Origin of the sequence: Hymenobacter saemangeumensis (genome assembly GCF_039541835.1) — a bacterium.
Classification (GTDB): domain Bacteria; phylum Bacteroidota; class Bacteroidia; order Cytophagales; family Hymenobacteraceae; genus Hymenobacter; species Hymenobacter saemangeumensis.
The window spans coordinates 76,480-92,934 of the sequence record NZ_BAABGZ010000075.1 but is presented as its reverse complement, the minus strand read 5'-3'; the positions used below and the strand labels follow the sequence as shown (position 1 = coordinate 92,934).

Annotated in this window: 18 protein-coding genes; 4 read left to right on the top strand and 14 right to left on the bottom strand. The window is 57.4% G+C overall.

The window, feature by feature from the left end; translation table 11 throughout:
* Positions 1 to 27 precede the first annotated feature (27 nt).
* From ABD919_RS18935 to ABD919_RS18920, 4 genes are all read right to left on the bottom strand, one after another.
* Positions 28 to 996, bottom strand: coding sequence for a hypothetical protein (locus tag ABD919_RS18935; RefSeq protein ID WP_345237629.1), 969 nt, complete (start codon positions 994 to 996; stop codon positions 28 to 30).
* Positions 997 to 1,052: 56 nt separating this feature from the next.
* The gene (locus ABD919_RS18930; RefSeq protein ID WP_345237628.1) at positions 1,053 to 1,574 is read right to left on the bottom strand and encodes a hypothetical protein; all 522 of its coding nucleotides are present in this window, start codon (positions 1,572 to 1,574) and stop codon (positions 1,053 to 1,055) included.
* A 136-nt stretch (positions 1,575 to 1,710) separates the two neighbouring features.
* Complete coding sequence (locus ABD919_RS18925; RefSeq protein WP_345237627.1) at positions 1,711 to 2,094, bottom strand: hypothetical protein; 384 nt, start codon at positions 2,092 to 2,094, stop codon at positions 1,711 to 1,713.
* A gap of 43 nt (positions 2,095 to 2,137) precedes the next feature.
* Entirely contained in the window at positions 2,138 to 2,275 is a 138-nt protein-coding gene (locus ABD919_RS18920; RefSeq protein WP_345237626.1) for a hypothetical protein, read from the bottom strand.
* A 555-nt stretch (positions 2,276 to 2,830) separates the two neighbouring features.
* On the opposite strand from ABD919_RS18920, the gene ABD919_RS18915 reads away from it, so the two are divergent.
* From ABD919_RS18915 to ABD919_RS18900, 4 genes are read left to right on the top strand one after another with little or no spacing between them, the layout of a single operon-like run.
* Positions 2,831 to 3,850: a CBASS cGAMP-activated phospholipase gene (locus ABD919_RS18915; RefSeq protein WP_345237625.1), complete on the top strand. Its 1,020-nt coding sequence runs from the start codon at positions 2,831 to 2,833 to the stop codon at positions 3,848 to 3,850.
* A gap of 3 nt (positions 3,851 to 3,853) precedes the next feature.
* Positions 3,854 to 4,852, top strand: a complete 999-nt coding sequence (locus ABD919_RS18910) for a CBASS cGAMP synthase (protein WP_345237624.1) — start codon at positions 3,854 to 3,856, stop codon at positions 4,850 to 4,852.
* Complete coding sequence (locus ABD919_RS18905) at positions 4,853 to 6,604, top strand: E2/UBC family protein (RefSeq protein ID WP_345237623.1); 1,752 nt, start codon at positions 4,853 to 4,855, stop codon at positions 6,602 to 6,604.
* A 7-nt stretch (positions 6,605 to 6,611) separates the two neighbouring features.
* Complete coding sequence (locus ABD919_RS18900) at positions 6,612 to 7,085, top strand: Mov34/MPN/PAD-1 family protein (RefSeq protein ID WP_345237622.1); 474 nt, start codon at positions 6,612 to 6,614, stop codon at positions 7,083 to 7,085.
* A gap of 119 nt (positions 7,086 to 7,204) precedes the next feature.
* Here ABD919_RS18900 and ABD919_RS18895 read toward each other — a convergent pair whose 3' ends face one another.
* The 10 genes from ABD919_RS18895 to ABD919_RS18850 form a co-directional block, all read right to left on the bottom strand.
* Complete coding sequence (locus ABD919_RS18895; RefSeq protein WP_345237621.1) at positions 7,205 to 7,561, bottom strand: hypothetical protein; 357 nt, start codon at positions 7,559 to 7,561, stop codon at positions 7,205 to 7,207.
* Between the two features lie 263 nt (positions 7,562 to 7,824).
* A complete protein-coding gene (locus ABD919_RS18890) occupies positions 7,825 to 8,121 on the bottom strand; it encodes a hypothetical protein (protein WP_345237620.1) in 297 nt (98 codons plus the stop codon).
* A 90-nt stretch (positions 8,122 to 8,211) separates the two neighbouring features.
* Entirely contained in the window at positions 8,212 to 8,841 is a 630-nt protein-coding gene (locus ABD919_RS18885) for a DUF3846 domain-containing protein (protein ID WP_345237619.1), read from the bottom strand.
* Between the two features lie 158 nt (positions 8,842 to 8,999).
* The gene (locus tag ABD919_RS18880) at positions 9,000 to 9,986 is read right to left on the bottom strand and encodes a trypsin-like serine peptidase (RefSeq protein WP_345237618.1); all 987 of its coding nucleotides are present in this window, start codon (positions 9,984 to 9,986) and stop codon (positions 9,000 to 9,002) included.
* Positions 9,987 to 10,132: 146 nt separating this feature from the next.
* Complete coding sequence (locus ABD919_RS18875; RefSeq protein WP_345237617.1) at positions 10,133 to 10,348, bottom strand: hypothetical protein; 216 nt, start codon at positions 10,346 to 10,348, stop codon at positions 10,133 to 10,135.
* Between the two features lie 18 nt (positions 10,349 to 10,366).
* On the bottom strand, positions 10,367 to 11,776 hold the full coding sequence (locus ABD919_RS18870) for a Fic/DOC family protein (RefSeq protein WP_345237616.1): 1,410 nt from the start codon (positions 11,774 to 11,776) through the stop codon (positions 10,367 to 10,369).
* Entirely contained in the window at positions 11,776 to 12,045 is a 270-nt protein-coding gene (locus ABD919_RS18865) for an antitoxin VbhA family protein (RefSeq protein ID WP_345237615.1), read from the bottom strand. Before ABD919_RS18865 ends, ABD919_RS18870 begins: the two co-directional genes overlap by 1 nt.
* 70 nt (positions 12,046 to 12,115) lie before the next feature.
* Positions 12,116 to 14,446, bottom strand: a complete 2,331-nt coding sequence (locus tag ABD919_RS18860; protein ID WP_345237614.1) for a TraM recognition domain-containing protein — start codon at positions 14,444 to 14,446, stop codon at positions 12,116 to 12,118.
* 54 nt (positions 14,447 to 14,500) lie between these two features.
* The gene (locus ABD919_RS18855; RefSeq protein ID WP_345237613.1) at positions 14,501 to 15,520 is read right to left on the bottom strand and encodes a DUF5712 family protein; all 1,020 of its coding nucleotides are present in this window, start codon (positions 15,518 to 15,520) and stop codon (positions 14,501 to 14,503) included.
* Positions 15,521 to 15,526: 6 nt separating this feature from the next.
* Positions 15,527 to 16,054 carry a BfmA/BtgA family mobilization protein gene (locus tag ABD919_RS18850; RefSeq protein ID WP_345237611.1) on the bottom strand — a complete coding sequence of 176 codons (528 nt, stop codon included), beginning with the start codon at positions 16,052 to 16,054 and terminating at the stop codon, positions 15,527 to 15,529.
* Positions 16,055 to 16,455: the final 401 nt, after the last annotated feature.

Sequence of the window (16,455 nt, the reverse complement as noted above, 5' to 3'; positions counted from 1 at the left end):
AAGCATGTGAAACCTAGCCTTTGCCGGCTACCCGCTGGAGGCCTTCAGCGGTGCGCCAGGCTTTCGGAGCGCCGTAATCATCTCTATCAAATCAGCCGCTCCACTAAATAGCGCAAGGTGCAGCAGCGTCGGGGCAGGGCCATAAAGCTCCTGCATTTCCTTGAGCAACTTGGCCGCTTTCCGGGGCGTGGCCTTCATCTGCTGGGCCACATCATGCACCGTTGCGGCTTGGCTGGCAAGGATGAGTTGCATGGCTTCGCTGAACTGCGTTGGCTCGGCGGGGACCAATGGCGTAGCTGATGCCGGCTTCGTGGCCGTCTGGGGGGATGGCTGCGCTGGCGCGGCCGCGGTGTGGGCCTCGCTCATGGGGTGGTGCCCATGGTGGGCCTCGGCGTTGAAATAGTGCCACACCGTTTTGCCGTAGTTTCTACGGTCTTTGTACAAGGCAATGCCGCTCACGGAATTTGGCGCGTGCCCGTTGTAAAACGTCACCAGCTGACCGATGGCAAACAGGGGCGCAGCTCGCTCCTGGCGGGTGCTCACATAGGCTAGCTGGCCGACGATGCTGCCCACCGCTTCCCCGCGCCAACGCAGTTCGTTTACCGGGCCTGCGGCGGCACGCTGCGTCAGGTAATCAACCCATTGCTGCGGATTCTTTAGCCCGATGGCGGCAGCAAGCAGGGCAACGGCTTGGTGGGCATCATCGGCAAAATAGATGCGGTCGCCCTCACCGGGCAACAGGACCTCAAAGGTGCCGCTGGTGACCCGCTGGCTGAACGGGTTGACGAAGTTAAAACCTTGGGGGGTGGGCGGGGAAAGCAACTCGTAATGAGCCGCATCGTCGCTGTGGCGGTTGTCGACCTGAATAGCGTAAAAGTAACCAGCCCACACAATGGCGGTTACAAGGCCTTGCACGGGGTAGCGCGTGCTCTTCACTTTGGCTCCGAGGGCTATGCGACCGGCGCGGGTTTCAATGGCTGCGAGGTTGGGCAACATGGGATATTGGCTAAAGGTGGATAAGGGAGCGGACTGGTCAGGCACCACCAGCAAGCTTAGTCCTCGAACTGACTCTGGTAGAGGTCGCCCAATGCTTCCCGCTCCTCGTCCTGCGGGTCGTCGCTAGGGTAATCGCGCTGCTCGTCCCCGGGATATTCCGGGTACTCCGCGCCGTCTTGGTTGTCCTCCGGATAATCCGGAATCCAGTCGTCGGCCTGTTGAAGGCCTGGGTCGTTGCCACAGGCCGCGTGCGCGTCGTCTGGCCGGTCCGACACGCGGGCCAACTCGCTCGGCGGCACCGCTAGAGCTGCGGTTACGGCCGCTGCTGCAGGGGCCGGCGTACGCTGGCGTGGCTCTAACTCGCGGCCAAAGAAGTGACCGAGCGTAACGCCTGGAGCTTGTTTCTGGTACCAATCCGGCATTTCATCCGGCTGGCAGATTACCCCCAGGTACCCGTCGGCATGGAAATAAGCCTTCACCTCGGCCGCGCCAAAGCCATTCATGTAGATATGAACGCGGGAGCCAATGGGCGGCACTGCCGTAGTACCCGACCACTCCAGGTCTATTGGCAAGCTCAAGTGGGTTGGGTAACCTACCCACTGCGGGCACGGAGTTAGGGAGTTGAGCCACTGGGAAGAGCAGATTTTAGGCTGCTCCGGGACGGGGACGGGAGAAATCATCATAGCGCAGGAATGAAGTGAGAATAACTGGGAGCTAAGCCGCTTGGACTAATTGGCTGCCGAACACGCAGCGGGCGCGGGGATGCATCTTGCGGGCCCGGCTACTGCCGGGATGGTACGGCTCGGTCACAAGGCCTAGAAAGCCGGCCGCGTGGCAATATCCTAGGACCTTCACCACGTCGCGCCGGCCACTCTGGTACACGTCCACTTGGGTTCCCACCGCTGGCACCGGCTGCTGGGCTGACCAATGCAACCCACCGGGAAGCATGGTCAGGCGGGGCGCTGCGGCAAATTCCTCAACCGGGGCAAGGGATTGCTGGTAGGCGTCTTCGCGGGCCTGGGCGATGGCGGCGGATTTGGCGCGCATCACGGCCAATCGGTCGGCGGGAATGCGGCGGGCAGGGCGGAAGGTCTTCATATAAGGGGGCTGTAGGGAGGAAATGAGGCTGCGAAAAGCTTGACTAAAACCAGGGGTTAACCTCCCACTCGGCCAAGTCGTCGGTTGCGGGCGCGGGGCTTGGCTGCTGGTCCTCATCAGCCGGGTCATACCGGTCAGCAGGAACTTCTCCCGGGGCGAGTTCAAAAGCGTCGTAGAACATGGCTGAGGGCTGTTTTACTGTTCGTTTCTTATACTTGCTAAACGCAGACGGCCCTGAAATAGTTGCATTATTTACAATTTTTAATTGCATAAAGCGCAATAAATTGTCCGCCATACGCCCTGCTCCAGAAGGCCTAGCGCCAGTCGAATGCGCCCCAAGTGCGTAGTTTTTCCCAACTGCCCCTTTTCAACTAGCCCAGCGGCCCACGTCCGAATGGGAGTTGCTCGGCCACAAGAGCCAAGGTGACCCCTTAGTAATATGATTCATTGATGCCCCTATCAGTGGAGGCACCTCACTTTTGCTAACTGAATAAGCAAGAACCTCATGTTCAAAGTGGCTCGTTGTCAAGCACTACCCTTATCACAGAGCTTTAGCAGTAAATTTATTCCAAAAGAAGCTGAACCATTTTTAGCAAAGTCGAATTGCTAAACAGACTCGCCGGATATTGCATTTTGAAAAGGAATTATTCGGTCTGTTCAGGGTAATGAATTTCTTCTTCGGCCCCCGCTTGGTGCGGCGGCCTTACTTACTGCTCATGGCATAACTACTACTTAAATGGAGGCAAGCGAAAAGACGTTTAAAGTCTTGTGCATTGACGGCGGCGGCATCAAAGGGCTCTATTCAGCCACCATCTTGCAGCACCTGGAAGAGCAATACAATTGCAAGATTTCTGACCACTTCGATATGCTATGTGGCACATCCACCGGTGGCATAATCGCATTAGCTTTATCGCTTAAAATCTCGGCGGCTGACATCTGCCGATTTTATCGCGAAGAAGGACCCAAAATCTTTCCACGAGCTGGATGGGGCAAAAGGAGCCACCGGTTAATCAGTGGCTTCAGGCAAATCCTCTGGGGTGGCAAGTTCAGTGATGAGCCATTGAAGCATGCTTTGAATCAGGTATTCGGAGACCAGGTGCTTGGCGAAAGTCATAATCTGCTGTGCATTCCTTCTTATACCGTCACCGAAGCTCGTCCTTACATATTCAAGTTTGACCACAAAGAAGGGCAGTTGAGCCGGGACAATAAAGCGAGGTATGTAGATGTAGCATTGGCTACCAGTGCAGCCCCGACCTACTTCCCTGTTGCCGAAAATGCCAACTACGATAATAAGCAATTTATAGATGGGGGCGTCTGGGCTAATAATCCAACATTGGTTGGCTTTGTAGAGGCCCTGAGATACTTCGTGGGTAACGGTAAGCAATTTCAAAAACTCAGCATTTTGTCCGTAAGCAGCCTCACTTTAACCGGTGGTGAGAAGGCTGGCAAAGACCGCTTCCGTTCGTTTTTCGGTTGGCGTGACTCACTCTTTGAAACCTCTATGACGGGCCAGAGCCTATTCACCGACTACTTCATGTCACGCATGAATGAGGTGAACGATGTAAATGTGAAATACCTACGCATCCCGTGCCCAGATGTATCGCATGAACAAGCCAGCCAAGTGCAGCTTGATGTAGCTACGCCCGCAGCGTTGAATTTACTGTCTGGTAAGGGAAATGACCAAGGCTACTTATTCCGGAATAATCCCGACGTCGCTCACTTCTTTACCTACCCCAAGCACTACAAAACCCACTGATTTATGGCCAACTGCGACTCCATTTTCAAAGTCTTTGATGAGGAAATTATCCTCCACGATTCCCGGCGCAAAAGCCTAAAAAAGTCCCGTAAAGCGCTGCGTCGGCGCATCAAGACATATTTCAAGGAAGAAAAGCCGGGCGAGATTAAGCCCAAGTTCCATGGGCAAGGCTCGTTCATGATGGGCATCGCCATCAATCCCATTCCCAAGGTTGTCATCGAGGACGAGGAAGAAGTGACGAAGTACAAGTACGACGTGGACGACGGCGTGTACTTCATTGGCAAGGAGTCCGACCGAAAATCGGTTCAGACGTACCACAACTGGATTTGGGATGCGGTGGACGGCCATACCGATACCCCGCCGGTGGACAAAAACACCTGCATTCGGGTGATTTACCACGATGGGCACAACATCGACTTGCCCATCTACTTTTTGGTGAAAGGCGACGAAGACGCCGTGCCACAGCTCGCCCACAAAGCCAAGAGCTGGCTCGACAGCGACCCGCGCGAATTCGTGACGTGGTTCACCGACCAAGCCGATGCCCACGAGCAGCTGCGCAGCTTGGTGCGGTACCTCAAAGCCTGGGCCGACTACCAAAACGACCAGTCTGGCACCCGCAAGATGCCCATCGGCATGGTAATGACTATCTGGGCCGCGGAAAATGCCCGCTACAACGAGCGCGACGACATTGCCTTGCGCGACACACTGCAAGCCATCCGCGACACGCTTACCATCGCCTTTGAATGCAAGCGGCCCACGGTGCCGGCGGGAGAAAACTTGCTCGATGACTACAAACACAAGGACTACTTCCTCGGGCGGCTCGACGCCTTTCTGGAAGCCGCCAAGCAGGCGGTGAACGAGACGAACCAGAAAACAGCCTGCGGAAAATGGCAAACCCACTTGGGCCCGCGTTTTCCCTGCCGCCTCGCCGAGGACAAAGACACCGGTGCCCGGGCCTTCGGCGCCCCGGCCATCATTACGGAGAATGCGAAAAGCGCCTAGATGATAGACTTTGCACAGGCCCGGCAGCAGGCGTTCACGCAGTTGCAGCAGTTCAGTTGCTGCCGGGTTCTGAGTCCAGGAGAAATCAGCTTACGCAAGCTTAAAGAGTTTGCGGAAGTCTGGGTGCTGGACTCAGAAGTATTCGGTCCCGACGGACAGGTGCGGCCGCTGCAATTGCTGGTGGGGCTGCCGGCGGACTTTCCGTTGGTGCTGCCCACCATCTATCTGGAACGGGCGTATTACGAGCGGCTGCGCTACTTGCCCCACGTGGACACTGCGGGTTTAGTATGCACCTACGACCCCGAAACCGTCAGCGTCAACCCGGCGGACCCGGGCGGCATCGTGCGCGCCTGCGTGGCCCAGGCCCGGCGCCTGATTGAGGAAGGCCTGGCGGGCACCAACGCGGCCGATTTCCAGCAGGAATTTATTGCCTATTGGGAAAACCGGTACTCGAAAAAGGACGAAGTCGCAAGCGGCCTTTCGTTAGCGGCCACGGCGTTGCCCCCCGGGCCCTGTTCGCTGCTGCAGTTAGCAAAGCCATTTGGCGGCTTTACACTGGTGTTGCCGGCCGCAGATGCGGCCACAACATTGTTTCAGGAAATGCTGCAGCGCCACGGCATTGCCACGGAACCCCGGCCGGCCTTTCATTTAGGCGAACTAGGAGACGTTGAGCCGCCGTTTGAACTGGGCAACGGCACGGCGTTGGCGCTGGTTCAGCAGCACTTTTCAAATCAATGTGCAGCCCTGCAGCAGTACTTGAAAGGGGCTACAACGGCACCCCTGGTCGTATTTCATAAACTGCTGGCGGGCCAGGTGCGCTACTTTGGCTGGCAGCACGCACTACCCCAATTGAACCGGAAGGGGTTCCGGTCCGGCACGCTTTCCGTGGTCGAGGTGCTGACCAGCTTCGACCGCCCCCGGCCGGTGCTGCGCCTCAGCTTCGATACGCTAACCACGCAGCGGCTTACCCAACGCACGGCTGGGGAGGCCCCAGCCAAGGAATACACCCTCCTGCTGGCGGGGCTGGGCAGTATCGGGTCCAACCTGCTGCACTACTTAGCATCTTTTCCGCTGCAGGAAATGCGGTTGGTGGACCCCGAAAGACTGGCTTTGGAAAACATTCCCCGCCACCTGCTCGGCATGGATTACGTGAATTCCGGCAAAGCGGCAGGGCTGCAGCGCTACCTGGAACTGCAACAGCCGTTGCGCCGCGTCACCATTCGCGAAGATTCCATCTCGCAAGTGGCCCATCAGGACCCGGCCTACCTCAACGAGTGTGACGCCATTATACTTGCCATTGGCCGTAGCGCCGTCGAGCAGCATCTGGTCGAGTTGCAGGCCCAAGGCATACTAACCCGGCCCATATTCATCTTGTGGGTTGAACCGTACCTGGCCGGCGGCCATTTTCTTTACTTTCCTCCCGGCCACACGGTCAATTACAGCGCATTATTCGAGGAAGGATATTACACTTATAACGTGGTGGCCACCAGCGAGTATCGCAAACCCAGTAACCGAATGCTGTTGAAAGAAGCCGGCTGCCAGACCAGCTACGTGCCTTACTCGCAGGAATATGTAACGCTGTTTCTAAGCCGTATTCTTCCAGAATTGTGGCGTTTATTACGGGCCCCTTCCTCGGACGCCTGGGCTTTCACCTGGTTGGGCAACGAGGAAGCCATGCTCCAGCAGGGCCTTACCAAGTCGGCTTTTGCTAGCGGCATGACCGAAGGTGATTTGTTCAAAACGAAACTTTAGCTCCGCCATGCGCTACCAAATTGGTAAGCACACCATTGCCTTTCATGTGGGAGCCCTGGGCATCCTGGACCGCTTCACCCAACGGGGCAAAAAACAGCCCGAGGCCGGTGGGGTAATTATGGGCAAACTTATTGGGGACGAAATCCAGATAATGCGGCTGTCAGTACCTACCCCACTCGACAAAGCATCCCGCTATAACTTCGAGCGACACGTCTATTCGGCCCAAATTGTCATAGACTACGAGTTTTACAACAGCGGCGGGGAAATGGTATACCTGGGCGAATGGCATACGCACCCGGAACCTCATCCTACTCCCTCGGGCACTGACCGAGAAATGATTCGGCGCCAGTATCAGAACAAGGGCCGCACTACCGACTTTCTACTATTGGTTATTCAAGGTACAGCGTCGCGCTACGTGGCTATTATGGAAAACGGGCAACTCACCGCCTATTCAGAACCCAATGCGAACAACCCGTCCTGAACTGAATAGGAAAGGCCGTGTTGGCTTGCAAGCGCATGATGCAGGATCACTCTTTTTTCTTACAGCCCTTAATCATTGAGTTAGCTTCAGTTTCCAACAGTCAGAAAGCGCCCACCACCTCACTTTTTCCCACGCTTCGGAACGGACGTGTTGGGAGAGGAATGCCTTTTTTCAGCCGGTTCAACTAGTGGCTCCGGCTTTTCTCCATCGGGCGGCGTGGGACGGCTGCGGTACTCGTCGCGGATAAGTTCAACAAGCTGTTGCTCTGGCACTCTCAGCAAGGCAGCCAAAGCCAGCAGTTCCTTGATGGTAAGGGTTTCCGGCTCCTTGATGCGGCGCTGCGCCGTGCGGTGGTTGATATCCAATCCATCCCTGAACTGCATAATCTTGGTGCCGGTTTGCTGCAGCAGTTCCGCGAGGGTACTAGCCGTAACCGTAGCTGCCTGAGCTTGAATAGAAATTTGATGGCGGGTCATGGGCAAGGTTAGTTTCTGCCGCAATGGGGAAGCACTGCATTCTCAATGGCACCCAATCCAAATCCTGGCAGTTTCGACGCAACGGCCCTGCGGTTAGCTGGGTGAGTTGCCAAAGCGCAGTTTGCCGGCTGCTCGCCGACGTCGACACAAGGAAACGACTGGGTTTGTTGTAGCCTGGGAATGCTAAGTAACGTTTCCAATAAAGCGGAAGGCATGAAGTGTGAAATCAGATTGAATGTGGCGTTTACGCACAGCGAGGAGAGTTAGTAGGGATAAGCTGGAAAAGCCGGCGGTCCGGACTGTGACTCTTCTTTGGCCAAGACGTCGTCTTCCCAACGCTCACTCTCCAACAGGGCCAGCATTACCCAACGGCAAACCTGCTGCCCGTCCGAAGCGGCAGTTAGCAGTTGCGCGGCCTTCTGCCGGCGCTCAGCCGAAAAAGCCGGATGCTTGAGCACCGCTGCCAGGGTGGCTTTGGCAGTTTCTAGCGCCGGCAGGTCAGCAGCAAAGGGGGCAGTAGGGAAGCAACCAGCCATGCCCATACGATGCACAATATACAAAATGGTGTTGCACTTACTACAAGCAGCAGTTGAAAAGACCCATTGCTAAACATCCCGGCCGGCCACTGGCCAACCGGGATGCTGCGGGTATTACCTCATCATGTCGGCCTTCATCAGTAGCACCGGGCCGGCAACTACGTCGACGGGCGAATAGTAGTCAAGCGGATAGGTTTCGTACCACAAAGCCGTCGCTAGGGGGTTTATGGGCCGCTCCTTGAATTTGCCTTCGTCGTCGAACACCAGAATCCAGTCCCGATACGCTCCGTGCTGGGGGCGATGCACGTCGATGTAGTCACAGCGAAGGGCCGCGTACATCTGCTGCAGTTGGAACGTCTTGCCTTTTGTGGGCCGAATTTCCTGAATGCTCCCGTCTACGCCTAGCAGCATGGCTGCTCCCTCAGTTGGAAACATGGCCTGGTGCTGGCTGGCAAAGTACTCACCAAGGGCGCTTACAGTAGGCAGTCGCTGCCCATTTTCCAACTGAAAAGGACCGTGCTCGTAGGCATGGGTAAGAAAACGCTTGCCCGTGGTCCCGCACAAGGCCACGATACAAGTCCGCTCGGATTGCCCAGGTTGTACCTGCACAAACAAACGCGGTGGCAGAGGCTTCCAAAAGGGTTGTCCCTGCTCGTCGCCGGCCAGTATCTGGCTACTGTGCAGACTAAATAAGAGCGGTTCAGCCGGAAGGGTAGCGGCAGCGGGTGAGATGGTATTTTTCATAATACTAAGCCTGTAGAGTGAGTTTCTGCTTCTTATTAGGAAACGATTGCCGGCTTTGCTTAGTTGCAATTTATACAACAAATATTCGCATAATATACAATAGTATAAACACTAAAAAGCCCCGCTTGGCATCACGGGGCTTTCTGAGCGTGTACTGCCTACAGCAAGCCAAGTTCCTGCAATATTCTGCGTAGCTCTGTTACTGGCACTGCCCGGTTATTTACCATAAAATTCCCTCCAAAATGGATTCCTGCCACATGTCCAGTCCGAATATCCAACAAAGGGGAGCCAGAGTTTCCCCCTGTTGTTGTGCAGTCGTGTTGGACCTGAGTGGAACTCACGGCCGTGGTATATCCTGGCTGTAGTCGTTTCACGCCTATTTGCCCTTGGAAAAAAGCTTGGAGCAGCTGAGGGTCTGGATTGCGGTCTGATATTTCGGCTGGATAACCTACAACAGCTATTGGCTGCTGTGCAGTGATTGGTGTAGTTGCCAAAGTAAGCGACCTAGGTAAGGAGGCACCTGTACCGCTGCGAGAATGCACGGTTAGAATTGCTAAGTCGGCCGCTGTCTCATCGGGCAGATAGACAGGTTCCTTCAACTCAAATCGTCTCGATTCACTTTCGCTGCTACCTGCCTCACCCCCAAAATCAATGTAGGCCTTGAGTGGAGCAATAACGGGGGTACCGTTGGTCTCGCGGCGGCCAGAATCTCGATATTTTGGCACATACTTACCCGCTCGAACCGGGCTAGGTTGAAAGAACTCCGCCGCCACATGCCGGTTGGTAATAATGTGGTTGTTATATACCCAACCCGTACCGATTGACCAGACATTATTTCCAACCTCCATCTCAATACGTCCAACTGAAGCAAAGCTGGGAATCAGTATGGGTGATACTGCTGCTAATTCTGGCCAAGAAGCGCTTGGCTGAAAGCTACCATTCTGAATGAGTAAGCCCGGCCGGCCGCTGCGCACAATTATAGCTTCAGTTAGCAGTTCAGCTTGCTGAAAGGTTAAAGTCCCTTCCAACAAGATGCCTTGAGAAGGCTGCGTCTCGTAGTGGTTTATATAGGCTTGCACATCGCCACGACCACCTAACAATGTAGTTAACTGGTCGGCTACAAGCTTTCTGTTCGCTTCGTCCATTTCTTGAGGCTCTAGTAAAAGTCTGGTTGATACGAGGATGGGGACTCGCTGAACTCATTAGCTCAGCCATTGCAAGGTATAAGCCAGGCTAATGGTTAGGGTATCCTCACGCGTGATAGGACTAGCTGCCTTGGCAATCAACTGGCTTAATTGCTTTGCTCCTGTCGCGTGGGTGGCGTCCAGTCCATCCACTTCCGTTCGGTTTGGCAGCGGGTGCAGTGCATCAGGAGTTCCGTTCCCACGGGGTAAACTTCCAGCACCTCCAAATGGGCGTGCAAGGTATCCTCCCCGCACGCCACGCAAGCTAGTAGCTCGGTGCCGGCCAGTTGCTCTTCGAGAAAGCGTAGTTCGTCGTCCTGCATAGCAGCAAGGTACGAGGCTTACCGTTCGATACCACCGCTGATGCGGCCGATACCGGAGCTGCCGCGCTCCTGAACCGGAGCAGTGGCCATCACCTGGGCTGCGCTACGCAGGTCCTCCAGATGCTTGCTGCTGCCAAGCCCCGGCACCTTTTCGGCCGCGTCGAGGGACCTGCGAAAACTCTCCGCGTTAGGCCCAAAAATCACCGGATTGCGCGCTACGTCTTTCGCCACCTCGCGCAGGCTGGCCCCGGCAGCGGCCTGGCCGTGGGCCTCTAGGACCTGGGCCACCTCCCGGGCGGCAGTGGCAAATACGGGCTGGGCCTCGGCGTGCGTGCTGAGGGCATGGGGAGCGGACTGGGCAAGGCCCGCTGCCACCGAAGACGCGGGCAGCCGCTGTACTCGCGGGGCCACCAGCTCCTTGCCTTCCGCCAGCTGCAGCACCTGCACCGAAGCGGCTTTCAGGCGCTGGGCGTCGGCCAGGTCGAGCGGAGTATCCTTCATGGCTGGGTGCTTCAGCACCTTGTCCGCCGCCTGCTGAAACTCCGTGATGCTTTTACCCTGAATGGCCTTGGGGTCTAGGTTCACGGCTTCCACCTGCAGCCCCAGCCGGATGCCTTGCTCCCGGTTACCGGGTCCGGGCATATTGGCTACCACGCTGGCCACGCGGTACCCGGTCACTTCCAGCTCCCGCCGGGCATCCATTGCCTTCATGGCCGGGCTTAGCTCCGGGGTGGGCGTTACCGCCTGGCGCGGGTCGCGCAGCCCCTCCCCTATCGCCCCGGCCGTGGGCGTAATGATTTGCTGAAACATCTCTTTCAGCGGCTGCAGGTTCTTCGCCGCCTCGGCGGGCGGGTACTGCCGCACAATGGCCAGGTCCCGGCTGCGGTTTAGAATCTCGGGGCTGGCCCGGTTAAAGTCCACATCGTAGCCGGCTTCCTTGCCCAGTTGGGTGAATGTGGCCTGGATGGTCCGGCCGTTGCCGTCCCGGAAGGCGTGGGCATGGTTGTACTGGTCGAGGTAGTAGGCCGCCCGTTCGGCAAATTGCTCGGCCGACAAGCCTTTCAGGTTGTTCTCGCGGTTGAGCTGGGCCCCGATAGCATCCAGCCGCTCAGGGATTTCTTTGTGGGGGGCGTACGTCATGGTTTCGCGGAAGCCCGTCACGCGGGTATCCTTGTGCCCCTGAAACCCCCGGTCGGCCCGGGTTTCACCGGCCCACTGGTACACGCCGCTGAACAGCCGCTCGTGCACCTGCTTCAGGTGCGCGTGGTCGTACTGCCCGCCTTGGATGCCGCCCTGATTGTTGAGCAGCTTTAAACGAGGTATGGAAGAGTCTGATTCAGCCTGCGCCAAGTCTTCCGGGTTCGTAATCCCAAGCTTGTTCAGCCGCACGCCGTGCTCGTCGCTGAACCCGTCGTTGAACACCGCCATTACTGCGCATCGCTGGTGGGCGTGCCGGCTCCCGATTTAGCCGCGTAGCGGGCCTTCAGCATCTCGTCGGTTAGCTCGATGACCTGCTCTATCGTCAGCTCACCGTCGACGTGGCGCTGCATTAGGGCCAGGGCCTCCGGGCTCGGCGCGGGGCCATTGCTCATCATCGTGGCAATGGCGTTGTTGCTGTCGTGCTCCCGCTGCTGGCGGGCGGCTAGCTCTTCGGCAGTAAGGCCAGCAGGAGCGGGCGCAAAGAAGGTCTTGTTCATGGCTTTTCAGAAATGAGAAGTGGTACTACTACAACACTAAATCGGCCTTATTTGTCGCTTCTGGGCGTTTTTAGGCCTCCGTTTTTGTCCCTGCGGCTAAGGTGTTTACATGCTTGGCCAAGGTTTCTTTTACTTCCTGGCGCACCCGCAGAAAGTTCTCCTGCACCGTGCGCGAGAGGGCGCTGGCCGGGTCCTCATCGGGGCCGCCGAAACTCACCATCTGGTGCAGCGGGAACCGCTCCGGTGTAGCGTCGGCCCGCGCAATGGTGCCCTGGAAAAAGGTGCTGCCGGTTTCCACGGTCTGGCCGATGAACTCGCCCTGCTGCAGGCCGATGGTGTCCTGCACCCGCACCAGGCTGCGCTCCTGGTAGCTGGTGCTCTGGTTGGTGGAATTGTTGCGGGTGCCGGTGCCACCCTGGCTCGTGCCCGTACTCGTGCTTACCATCTGCTTGTCCTCCCGGCCCACCAGCTCGGAAATGAACTTGGCCGTTTCCAGTGAGTTCACCTTGCCGAAAAACTGGTTGTTGAGGTTGCTCACCATCACCTGCATTTTCTCCTTGCCGTAGGCGTCCGTCATCTGGCTCAGGTCCTGGGTCATGTACACCATGGCCACTTTGTTACTGCGGGCCGTGGCCGGAATCACCTCCAGACCGGGCACGTAAAGGGTCGCGGCCTCATCGAGAAACACGTAGCTGCGGTGCTTATGCTGCTGGTTCATCAGCTTCAGGGCCACCGTAATCACGCAGCTGACGACCGGCGAAAAGGTATCCTTTAGCGTCGGGTCGTTGCCGATGCACAACAGCTTAGGGCTCTGTTTATCGTTCAGGTCCAACGAAAAGCCTTCCCCGTTTCCTTCGTCCGGAGTCAGCACCCACACCACCTCGGGGCTGTTTATCTTGGTCAGATTCACCTGCAGGGTGCCCAGTACCGCGCCTACCTGCTTGTCAGCCCGGGTCTGCACGGCCGAGATAAGGCTCCGAGCCTGGTCGCCGCACTCCAAATCGGTTTCCAGCATGCTCAGGACGTGGGTGTAGTCCTTGTACATGGCCGTGGCCACCACGTGGGGAATGGTGCAGTACTGTGGGTAGTGCTTTTTGTAAAACCAGATGATGCCGGTCAGGTAAGCCACCGAGCTGGTATCGAAGAACTCCATCTTGCGAATGCTCGACGGGTTGAGGTTGTTGATGATGGCCTTGCTGTACTCCTCGGCGAAGGCCACCACCGGCATATCGGCCGGCCGCAGCGGGTTCACTCGCTCGCTGCGCGTCAGGTCCCGGAAGTTGATGATGTGCAGCCGCACGGGCGGCTCCGCGGCCGGCTGGGGCTCGGGCTTGTTGAACAGGGCCGTTAGCCGGGCCTGCAGCTTACCCTGAAGGCTGGCCGCGTAGCTGGCGGCCTGGTGCTGCTCGCGCTCCTTGCGGCGCTCGGCCAGCACCAGGGCTTTCTGCATCGCCTCGGCCAGCACCGGAAACTTGAAGTCGTACACCAGCCCGGCGAAGTTCTTGTAGGCAAACTGCTCAATCAGCGGCTCGCCTATCGAGTAGGTTTTGCCCGCGCCCGCCCCGCCCAGCACCAGGGTGCCCCGGTAGGGATTGACGACGGTAATCCATCCCCCGTCCGCCGTGGGGAAATACACGGCATCCGGGCTTTCCACCTTCCGGCGCTCGGTGCTCAGGCCGAAGGCCGGCTTTTTAGTCATGGCCCACAGCAGGCCCACTACTCCCCCACAGCCCAGCACGGCAACGGCCGCTCCCGGATAGCCGAATTCAACAAAGCCCGGCGAGTAGTGGTGCATATTCAGCAGAACATAGCCAGCCACCAGAAACAAGGCCCCGCACAGGCCCGCCACGACGCGCAGAGCCTGCCGGTTGGTGCCACTGCGCCTGGCATTCCCAGGCCTCGGCTGAGGGGCTTTCTGCACGAATACGAGCAGCAGCCCGGCCAGCAGCAGGAGTGCCCGCAAATACATGCCGACAGTCCCGTAGAATCGGGCAGCCTTTGCCAGCAGCTTGCCCCCCATACCACTGCCGGCTTTTGCCAGCGCATCGGTTCCGGCATTGGTCTTGAAAAGCGCTTGGTCAGTAGAGTACGTCAGGGCCACCGCGCCGCTCGCCGCCTTCTCCCCTATCACCGGGCGGGCGGCAGCTTCGGCCTTAGCAATGCGTGCCCGGCGCTGCCGCTCGGCAATGCGCGCCGTGGTAGCCGCCAGCCGCTCCCGGGGTGTCAAGCTGTCCACGGGTATGCCCGCGGCTTGGATGAGTTGCGCCCGGCGGGCCTCGGCAATCTCGGGGCCGTGCAGGAGCACGTAGTAGTCGCCGCCGATAATGGCCAGCAGCAGCAGGACAAGGATGAGGCCCGCGCCTTGGGTACCGGCCGCCGGCCGGGGTACTTGACTGGTCATAGGTTAAAAGCGGATTAGTGGGGGTAAGATTATGGTGACTGCGGGAGCGGGCAGCTACATTTCAATGTCCAGCTCAGCGCTGTCGCGGCCTCTCTTCGCACGGAGGTGCTCGGTCTTTTCCTCGCGTCCCGTGTTCGAGCGCACGGCCTGCTGCACGGCGTGAAGCAAGGTGCTTGCCGCGTGTTGGGGCTCCGGCCGCTCGCGGCCCGTGCTCAACAGGTGGTAAGCGTTATCAATGGGCTGTCCCAACTGTGCCCGCCGCTCGACGGTGGCCAGGGAGCGGTAAAACGTTTTGTCGTACTCGCGGCCCTGGGCAATCTGCTGGACCCGCTGCGGGTCCAGCCGCTCTTCCTTCATCACGCGCAGGTTGAGGGTGGCCACCCGCTCCCCAATCCTGGCTACCCGGCCGGCATCATGGCTGACGTCGCGCTGCTTGGGCCGGAGCTTTTCATGGGCTTGGGCCGTGTAGCCAAACTGCTTTTCAAACTGGGCGCCCGCAGCTGCCTGCCACTTCATCAGGTCGAAGCGGTTGCGGCGTCCGCCGGGATTGAGTGTTATTTTCTGCTCCGCATCGCGGGCACTCACAATCACGTGAATGTGGGTCTGCAAGCCGGGTCGCTGCTCTCCTATCTTGGCCTGGCCGGTGCTCACTTCCGGGTCCGTGCCTCGGTAGCTGCGCTCCTGGTGAATGGTAGCTCCCCACACCAAGTCCTGGCTGCCGAGCTGCCGCCCGTCCTTCAGTTGAAAATTGGCGACGTACTGCTCCATCGCCTTCCGGGCGTAGTCCCTCAGCTTCACTTCATCATTGTCGATATGCCGCAGTTCTGACTCGCTTGGGCTTATCACCAGGGAGTAGAATTTGGCATCATCAGCCCGCAATCCTTTAACATTGGAATCAATTTCTTGCCGCAGTTCAGCAGCGCTGAGGCCGTCCCGTTCAGCACTAAAAAACGAGGCTTCCTCACCATCCCGACCAGCTTCCTGCTTCAAATAATTGAGGGTTTGTGCGCTGCTTCCGCTGTTATTGTAGGCAGCTTTTCCGTGGGTAGCAGGATTAATTAGTTTGACGTACATGAGCGTTTAATGGCTGAGAGTTGCGGCAGATGTATCCGATTTCTCTTCGGCATTTAGCTTCCCTGGGTCTTGCTTTTGGACAGTAGCTACGGCTTCGTTTACTTGCCGCTCTATCATGTCTTCGTTCTGCGCCCGGAGCTTTTTAAGCCCTTCCCGCTGCTCATCTAGCTGGCCTTCGCTCAGGCTGCTGAGCTGTTGCGTCAGGTTGTTTACCAGGATTTCATTCATGCGAAGCACCCGCTCCAAGGTCACGCGGCTGCGCAGCATTTCCGCTAGCATTGGCAGCAGTAAGCTCCGCTCCTCCTCCTGCAAGTAGCCGAACACGCGGTCTCCAAGCTTTTTTACCTGCTGCATTATCAGTTGCCCCTCACGGGCTACATCATCTACCGGGTGCAGTCCTCGCTCGGCGAAGTAGCGCACGGCGGCACCCGTGTAATCAGCTTGGCTTATCTGTAGCCGTTTAGCCTCTTTGCTTAGCAAGTGGTGGGTATCGGCAGGGAGGTTGACACTCTTCGTTCCGGGGTTGGTGGGCATCGGCTGGATATCAAGCTTTGGCCAGTCCTTGTAGGTTATTCTATCATTGCTAATCAGAGAGTTAGAGAGTAAAACCTACAAGATTCAGCTATGCTGAATCATAAGTTGCACGAATACAATGGCTTAGCCGAGTATTTGTGCTACTCTTCTTGCTAAGCAAATTACATGCACTCTTTAAGAAGCATTTTAGAATCTTTTCAGAACTGTTTCAGAACCCTAGGTACGTAGGGACTGGGCGGTTTGGTTAGATTATATATTCGGCCTCGCTTCATACTGGGCTCTTTTGCTACTACCCAGCATGTCGACTAACTATCCTCCTCGCTTCATTCCCCGAATGGACTCCCTGCTATTTCCTGTAAAAAGCGTTATCTCAGACCTAATAACGGTCTTAGTTTAGCATC